This window comes from Lishizhenia sp., from assembly GCF_033720595.1.
Classification (GTDB): domain Bacteria; phylum Bacteroidota; class Bacteroidia; order Flavobacteriales_D; family Crocinitomicaceae; genus Lishizhenia.
On sequence record NZ_JAWWCF010000156.1, the window covers coordinates 1 to 7,314 of the forward strand.

At 36.8% G+C, this 7,314-nt stretch carries 8 protein-coding genes; 2 read left to right on the forward strand and 6 right to left on the reverse strand.

Annotated features, from left to right (window positions below):
• The 6 genes from R3333_RS10965 to R3333_RS10990 all read right to left on the reverse strand — a co-directional run.
• Positions 1-368 (reverse strand): hypothetical protein (locus R3333_RS10965; RefSeq protein ID WP_318958823.1); only part of this gene is annotated, 368 nt, incomplete at its 3' end.
• A complete protein-coding gene (locus R3333_RS10970; RefSeq protein WP_318958824.1) occupies positions 365-1,039 on the reverse strand; it encodes a head GIN domain-containing protein in 675 nt (224 codons plus the stop codon). The genes R3333_RS10970 and R3333_RS10965, both read right to left, overlap by 4 nt.
• A 10-nt stretch (positions 1,040-1,049) precedes the next feature.
• The gene (locus R3333_RS10975; protein ID WP_318958825.1) at positions 1,050-1,910 is read right to left on the reverse strand and encodes a hydroxymethylglutaryl-CoA lyase; all 861 of its coding nucleotides are present in this window, start codon (positions 1,908-1,910) and stop codon (positions 1,050-1,052) included.
• A gap of 48 nt (positions 1,911-1,958) precedes the next feature.
• A complete protein-coding gene (locus tag R3333_RS10980) occupies positions 1,959-2,744 on the reverse strand; it encodes a DnaJ domain-containing protein (RefSeq protein ID WP_318958826.1) in 786 nt (261 codons plus the stop codon).
• Complete coding sequence (locus R3333_RS10985; RefSeq protein ID WP_318958827.1) at positions 2,734-3,702, reverse strand: DUF4421 family protein; 969 nt, start codon at positions 3,700-3,702, stop codon at positions 2,734-2,736. Before R3333_RS10985 ends, R3333_RS10980 begins: the two co-directional genes overlap by 11 nt.
• Before the next feature lie 89 nt (positions 3,703-3,791).
• Positions 3,792-5,831 (reverse strand): S9 family peptidase, encoded by a 2,040-nt coding sequence (locus R3333_RS10990; RefSeq protein WP_318958828.1) that lies wholly within the window; start codon positions 5,829-5,831, stop codon positions 3,792-3,794.
• Between the two features lie 121 nt (positions 5,832-5,952).
• Between R3333_RS10990 and R3333_RS10995 the strand changes: the two genes are divergently transcribed.
• Both R3333_RS10995 and R3333_RS11000 read left to right on the forward strand, forming a co-directional pair.
• On the forward strand, positions 5,953-6,720 hold the full coding sequence (locus R3333_RS10995; protein ID WP_318958829.1) for a class I SAM-dependent methyltransferase: 768 nt from the start codon (positions 5,953-5,955) through the stop codon (positions 6,718-6,720).
• A 48-nt stretch (positions 6,721-6,768) separates the two neighbouring features.
• Positions 6,769-7,314, forward strand: a 546-nt coding sequence (locus R3333_RS11000) for a LamG domain-containing protein (RefSeq protein WP_318958830.1), incomplete at its 3' end; no start/stop codon positions are given.

Here is a 7,314-nt window from a genome sequence, read left to right on the forward strand (position 1 = left end):
ACACCCGCTTTAACTTGCAGTAAAAATCCATTTTCCAAACTGATTTTATCAGAATATGTATAAAAGGCAAAGTTTTCCGGTGAGCATAAGGACATACCTTCCTTTCTTGGGTCAGGTTGAAGACTATCAAAACATATATTGATTTCATTCAATAACTCCCTTTCTATGCTATCGCGAAAAGTTGAGTCTTCAAAGCTTGTGGATATTTCAATACTTCCTTCCGGTGCTTTTTTCTCAGGAACTGCCTCTACGGCAACGACATCGTCTTGTGTTTCGATAATCACTTTATCTTCTTGTTCAGAAGGTGTGCAACCTATTAAAGTAATACTTAATAATAAAGTACTTAATGTTTTGTTTTTCAGATTCATAGTTGAATAACTTTACCACCTAATTTTATCTTTTTCTTTACCTCAGGATTACCCTTGTAATTGATTACACCACCACTTACTATTTTGGCGTCGAGGTATTCTGTGGGGTGACATATTATCTCACCACCAAATTTTATTTCGGCTTTTATTTTTTTCGCTGCTAAAAATGAAGCTGCTATATAACCTCCAGTTGCTATGGATAAATCTAAGTAATCTGTATTGCCTTTAAGACTAATTGAACCTCCTTGGTTAATGTTGGCTTCTATCCATTTTGTAGAAACTGAAACATCTATCGTTCCGCCGGCAAATACCTCTAAGTTCAACTTTTCACCCTTATGAATTAATGAATCATCACTGGTGATTGTCGCACCTTGGTTTGCACTAATTTGTTGCAGTCCCTTGGTGTAAATTGCCAACTTAATGTCTTTTTTCATTAAAGTGGAGCCCAAGTATTTAATCACCAATTCATCGCCTTTATAAATTAACTCCAGTTTTTCTAAATCTACATCTTTTCCTTTGTTGAGAACTTCTAGGTAGTTAGAATCACTGGCGTAAAGCGTAGCTTCCATACGACCACTTATTTTCAATTCAGAGAAATCTGTAAGTTTCTTAGTTTGGGCTTGAAGTCCAAATCCTAAACTTAATAGCGCAAAAAGACTTAAAAGTTTCATGAGTTTTTATTTAAACTGGAAATACTTGTAAACTTAACTCTAAGCTATCTCTAAACGCATCGAAATCTAAGCCAGTATCAATTCCATTTTTGTCAAACCAGTGTAGCATTCCCTCTGTTGGCATATTCCCCGTTAAATCATCTTTGGCCATAGGACATCCGCCAAATCCTTTGATAGCTCCATCATAACGTCTACAGCCTGCTTCGTAAGCACTTTTAACTTTCTCTGCATATTCTGTAGGTGTAGAATGTAGGTGAGCACCAAATTCAACCTCTGGTAAGGCAGGGAGAAGGGTGGTAAAAAGTTGTGTGATAATTTCAGGATTAGCAACACCTATCGTATCTGATAAAGCCAAGATGTTTATCCCGAATTCTTTATATAGTCGTTCTGACCATTGTGTAACTAATTCTGGCGACCATGCATCACCATAAGGGTTTCCAAAGCCCATAGAAATATATACAACCAGTTCCTTTTTCGCTTTTTGTGTGATGTTTACAATTTCTTCTAAACGTCCAAGACTCTCCTCTATACTAGCATTGGTGTTTCTTTGTTGAAAGGTTTCTGAAATAGAGAAAGGGTAACCTAAATAATCTATTTCTTCAAATTGACTTGCGTCTGTAGCTCCTCTTTTATTGGCAACAATTGCTAATAATTTGGAGATACTTTGTGATAAATCGAGTTGCTTTAGAACCTCTGCCGTGTCGCGCATTTGTGGAATCGCTTTTGGACTAACAAAACTTCCAAAATCAATGGTGTCGAACCCTACTTTTAAAAGCTGATTAATGTACTGCACTTTAAGGTCCGTGGGTATGAAATCATGTAGCCCTTGCATAGCGTCTCTTGGACACTCAATAACTTTTAATTTATCCATGCCCTAAATATAAGGAAACTGGCCGATTTTCAAGGAGGAAAACCAGGTTTATGCGTAACGTTTTTCCAATATTTCGTAGGCTTTTTGAATTTCAATGAACCTATCTTGGGCTATACTGATTTCTAGTTCGGAAGCGTCTGTTAATCGGTCTGGGTGATGAATTTTAACTAATTTTCTGTAGGCTTTCTTGATTTCTGCAAAATCTTCAGTAGGATGTATTTCTAAAATTTTAAATACAAGGTTGTTATTGTGAGATGTAGATGTTTTGGTGTTTCGATATTTGTAATGTTTTTTCTCACTTTCCTTTTGCTTATAAGTACCAATGATGGCTTCAAAGTGATGCCCAATTCTTAAACCTCTTGTAAAGGTATGAAGGTATTTCATTTCTCTAGGTGAAATTTCTCCATCTTGAAAACAAAGACCTGCAATGAAGTAAGTGATGTTTACTTTTTGATTTTCATCGGGGTAGTGCTTATTGATCCATTTCACAATGCTCGCTGATTTCAAGGGCATATTTTTAGTTCCCTTGAACGAGTTCAGAAATTCAGTGGTATCTTCAAAATAGTTGAATTTCTTTAAGTAATCATATAGGTATTGTTGCTTTTCTCTATATCCTTCACGTTGCAATTTCATTACGTTGTAGGATAAAGCAATGAGGATTTCTATTAAGTTTTCTTTAGATTTACCAAAACTAGGGGGAATTTCTCCCTTGGTCCAAAACGCACTCTCAAAGTAGTTTTTAAACCATAAGATTGCAAGTAGTAAAAAGAGAATAAATACGATGGTTTGAATGGCGTCAACTTCTAAGAAGAAGGCGTTGATGTTAAGCGTCATCTTTTGGTTTCTTTTTGTATTTAAATCGATATCCTCCCGTAATGGTGAAAGAATAGTACGATTGTCTATAACTCAGTTGATTAAAACGTATGCGTTTGTTGTTGTATTGAGCATTGAGCATCACAAACCAGTCGTCAACATTATAGCCACCTTTTACATTGATATCAACACGGGGTGAAAGTCCGAGAAAACCACGGGCCACTTTTTCTGCACTGAAGAATTTGGTTTGAATTACACCTCCTAAACCAGCCCACCCACCATATTGCCAGCCATTTATATTGTTTACATAAGCAAATCCAGGAACAGCGCCCATGTCTATAGAACTAAGGTTTTGAGCTCGGTATACAGAGATTGTGGTGTCGAAAAATTGGTAAGGAATAATATGATCGGGATCTGAAACACCGTGAACGTCTATGGTTGGTTTGATATAAAATGAGTGAGCCTGGGCAGTATATCTACCGGCAATCCCCATAGCAGGTTTAACCTTAAAATCTGGGTTGAAAAACCTCCAAGCTGCAATTGATACCGACGAATTTTGTGTAGCGTTTTGAGTTTTGTTATTGGAATGTTGATTCCCTAAAGAAGGGTCTATATTTGTGGCATTTTTTATAGAGAAACCTTTATAACCGTTAATGTTTCCGTTAAAAAACCATCCCTTCCAAGGAAATGAAGCACTTAGGTCCAAATACTCAGTTTTACCGTATTTCTCCGTATTTCTTATGTATCCAGGAAGTTTAAAACGCAGGTTAAAACTGAACCATTTATAGGTCATTCCAATACCCGCAATCGCATTTAAGTTGGGGCGATAATTGATGCGGTCAACCTCTGGGTTAAATTCTGATTTTAAAGAGAAGGGAGCTGTTCTAAACCCCACACTAGGATGAACAATAATCTTGTCCTTATGCATTTCATAAGGTAAGTCTTGAGATCTACTTACTGTACAAGTAATTAGAGCCATCAAAATCATTGATATACATCCGATAATTTTCACCGACACAAAAGTAAAATAGGAAGGTTTAACCTCCTAATAATCTTTATTTAATATTTCTATGCAATTAAATTTTCTTCCTTTAAAAGGTAAGCGTAGTTTTTAACGATTTCTTTACGTTCTGTACTTCTACCGCTTCCTCCACTGTGTCCAGCATCCATATTACAATCAAAAATTAAGGTATTGCTGTCTTGTTTTAAGGCTCGAAGCTTAGCTATCCATTTAAGCGGTTCCCAGTATTGTACCTGACTATCGTGATATCCGGTAGAAACAAACATTGAAGGGTAGTGCATTGCTTGAACATTATCGTAGGGTGAATAGCTCAACATGTATTGGTAATAATCCTCTTCTTTTGGATTTCCCCATTCTTCGAATTCACCCACAGTTAAAGGAATTGATTCGTCTAGCATGGTGGTAACCACATCTACAAAAGGTACTTGCGCTATAATTCCATTAAAGAGATAAGGGGCCATATTTATAATAGCACCCATGAGCATTCCTCCTGCAGAGCCACCTTGTGCATAAAGACCATCCGGTTTACAGAAATGGTTGCGTTTTAAGTGTTCTGCACAATTAATGAAATCAGTAAATGTGTTCTTTTTCTTCAGCCATTTACCATCTTGGTACCATTTTTCTCCCATGTATTTACCTCCTCTAATATGAGCAATAGCAAATACAAATCCTCTATTGAGTAAACTTAACCTATAGGCGCTAAACGTAGTTGGAATGGTGATTCCATAGGATCCATAAGCGTACAATAGTAAAGGTGCTTTACTTATTTCTACATCCTTTCTGTGAACCAAAGAAATAGGAATTTTGGTACCGTCGTTTGCGATAGCCCAAGTTCTTTGAGAAGTGTAATCTGAGGCGTTGAAAGCCGGGTTAGGTACCTCTTTTACGAAATGAACACTTTCTTTATTCGATGCCATATCGTAGGCCAATACACTCGGAGGTGTAGTCATTGAATTATAGCTGTAGTATAAGATATTGCTATTAAAGTCTTCGTTTACAAAGAGTCCTATGCTGTAGCACTCTTCATTCATATTAATTTTATGTGTTGATTTATCACTCCAATTAATAAGGGTAATACTACGGAGTCCGTTTTCTCTTGAAACCACAACAAGGTAATCCTTGAAAACGCTAAATTCTTCTAAAAGTACCTGCTCATCATGCGCTACTAATATTTCATAGTTTTTATCAATGGATGGATGTTTGGGGTAGAACCTAAGTTCGTTATTTAGCGCATTTTTATTTGATAATACGATATATCCGTTCTGGAAAGATTCCACCTCGTAGAGGTGATCTTTTTCTTTCTCAAAGAAGACTACAGGAGCCTGCAAAGGGTTGTTGGCGTCTATTAAATAACTTTCTGAACGCGTTGAAGAGTAGAGGTTTATTTGAATGAATTTATCGTCTTTAGTCTTTCCAATAAAAACGTAAAAACGTTCATCTAACTCCTCAAAAACGAGTTGGTCTGTTGAAACATCCGTTCCTATTTTGTGCCTGTAAACCTGAAATTCTCTCAGTGTTTCGGGGTCTTTTTTAACATAGAAAACATAGGTGTTATCGTTGGACCATACAACACTTCCGTCTGTGTTTTCTATTGTGTCCTCCAGAAAATAACTCGTAGCATTGTTCCTGAAGCGTATTTGATATTGTCGCCTTCCGACAGTGTCTTCTGCCAATGCTAATAGTTCATTGTTAGGAGAGGGGAGCCAAGCCGCTAAGTTATAGTAACTATGACCTTGTGCTCTTTCATTCTCGTCTAAGAAAAGCAGTTTCTGATTGTCCTTTAGTCGGTAATAAATGGGGTAATCCTTTTCGGCTAAATTCTCTCTTTGGTACCAATTTCCTTCCATGTAAAAAGGAGCACCTTTATCGTTGGGGTCTATATTTTGCTCGAACTCTTCAAGAATTTCTTCTTGCGTTTTTTGGGTGTCCTCGAAATATGAATTAGCGTAATTGTTTTCAGCATTGATGTAGGCCAAAACTTCTGCATTGTCGCGTTGGTTCATCCAGAAATAATCATCTGTTCTTGTGTGACCATTTGTTGTGATTTTATGGGCTTTTTTCTGTGCGATTGGTGCTTTGCTATTCATCGTAATTTCCATTTTTGCGAATGTAGAAAAAATGATAGATTTCCTGCTTTTTATTCGCTATTGCTTTAAACTGTCGCACAAGTTTCTATTTTTGTGAGGCTTTGCAATAATTAATAAAATCATGAAAAAACTATATAAGTATTTACTCAATAAATTACCGCGTCCCTTATTGATACGTTTAAGTTATCCTTTTAAGATGGTTGCGCCTTTATTGTACAAAGGAAATAAGGTGGAATGTCCGGTTTGTGAAAAGAGTTTTAGTAAGTTCCTTTCCTACGGATCTAATGTTGCGCACAGAGAAAATGTACTTTGTCCGTACGACCTTACTTTAGAGCGCCATAGATTAATGTGGCTGTACCTAAAGAATGAAAGCAATTTCTTTACGGATGATCTAAAAGTCTTGCACATTGCACCAGAGCAGTGTTTTCACAGCAGGTTTAAAAAGCAAAAGAACCTTGATTACTTAACCGGTGATCTGGTTTCTCCAATTGCAGATATGCACTTTGATTTGCACAATATTCCTTTAGAAGACAATCGATTTGATGTTGTTTTCTGTAATCACGTATTAGAGCACGTGGATGATGCTAAACAATGTATGCGAGAATTGCACCGCGTAATGAAACCTGGTGGGTGGGGTATAATGCAGGTTCCACAGGATATTAATAGGGAAAAGACCTATGAAGATCCAAGCATAACTTCACCAGAAGAAAGAGAAAAACACTTTTGGCAAAAAGATCATGTTCGCCTATTCGCATTGGATTATCCAGATTGGCTCAGAGAAGCTGGTTTTAAGGTAGAAGAATACGATCCAACAAAACATTTTACTATGGATAAAATTGAACGCATGCGTATTAGTCCAACAGAATTATTATATGTTGTTTCTAAATAATTACCCAATTTAATTAAGTATTTAAATAAAAGATTGTAACTTATTAAGATGAAATTAAAATACATTTGTACAACCTTAAGCCTGTTCTTATTGGGGGTATCCCAAGCACAAGTAGGTTTAGAATTTGATGGCGCTAACGATTATGTAGATTGTGGAACAAATAGTTCAACAGCTGTTACAGGGAATGCTTTAACGGTTGAAGCATGGATAAGACCAACTTATTTTGGTGGAGCGAATACAAGTAATGCGGTGGTGACACGCATAAATACCGGATTCCAAGATAATGATGGGTATGCATTAAGTGTAGGTAACGGGGGAGTTGTAACTGCAGAAGTAGGTTATGGAACTACCACTGCACCCTACGCAGTTCTTGTTTCAACAAACCCTAATGCGGTTAGTTTAAATACGTGGTCGCATATTGCCATGACTTTTGACGGTTCCATTCTTAAGATTTACGTAAATGGAGTTTTAAACACATCTGCTTTCGCTGATTATCCAGTATCAGCTTCTACGCAACCTTTGGCGATTGGATATAGACCTCAATACAATCAAGGTTATTTCAATGGCTCTATAGATGAAGTTAGGATATGGAAC

What these genes read in the sequence shown, in the direction of transcription:
- R3333_RS10970 (WP_318958824.1), bottom strand. Translation starts at nt 1,039, where the DNA reads ATGAAACTTTTAAGTCTTTTTGCGCTATTAAGTTTAGGATTTGGACTT.
- R3333_RS10980 (WP_318958826.1), bottom strand. Translation starts at nt 2,744, where the DNA reads ATGACGCTTAACATCAACGCCTTCTTCTTAGAAGTTGACGCCATTCAA.
- R3333_RS10995 (WP_318958829.1), top strand. Translation starts at nt 5,953, where the DNA reads ATGAAAAAACTATATAAGTATTTACTCAATAAATTACCGCGTCCCTTA.
- R3333_RS10985 (WP_318958827.1), bottom strand. Translation starts at nt 3,702, where the DNA reads ATGGCTCTAATTACTTGTACAGTAAGTAGATCTCAAGACTTACCTTAT.
- R3333_RS10990 (WP_318958828.1), bottom strand. Translation starts at nt 5,831, where the DNA reads ATGAATAGCAAAGCACCAATCGCACAGAAAAAAGCCCATAAAATCACA.
- R3333_RS10975 (WP_318958825.1), bottom strand. Translation starts at nt 1,910, where the DNA reads ATGGATAAATTAAAAGTTATTGAGTGTCCAAGAGACGCTATGCAAGGG.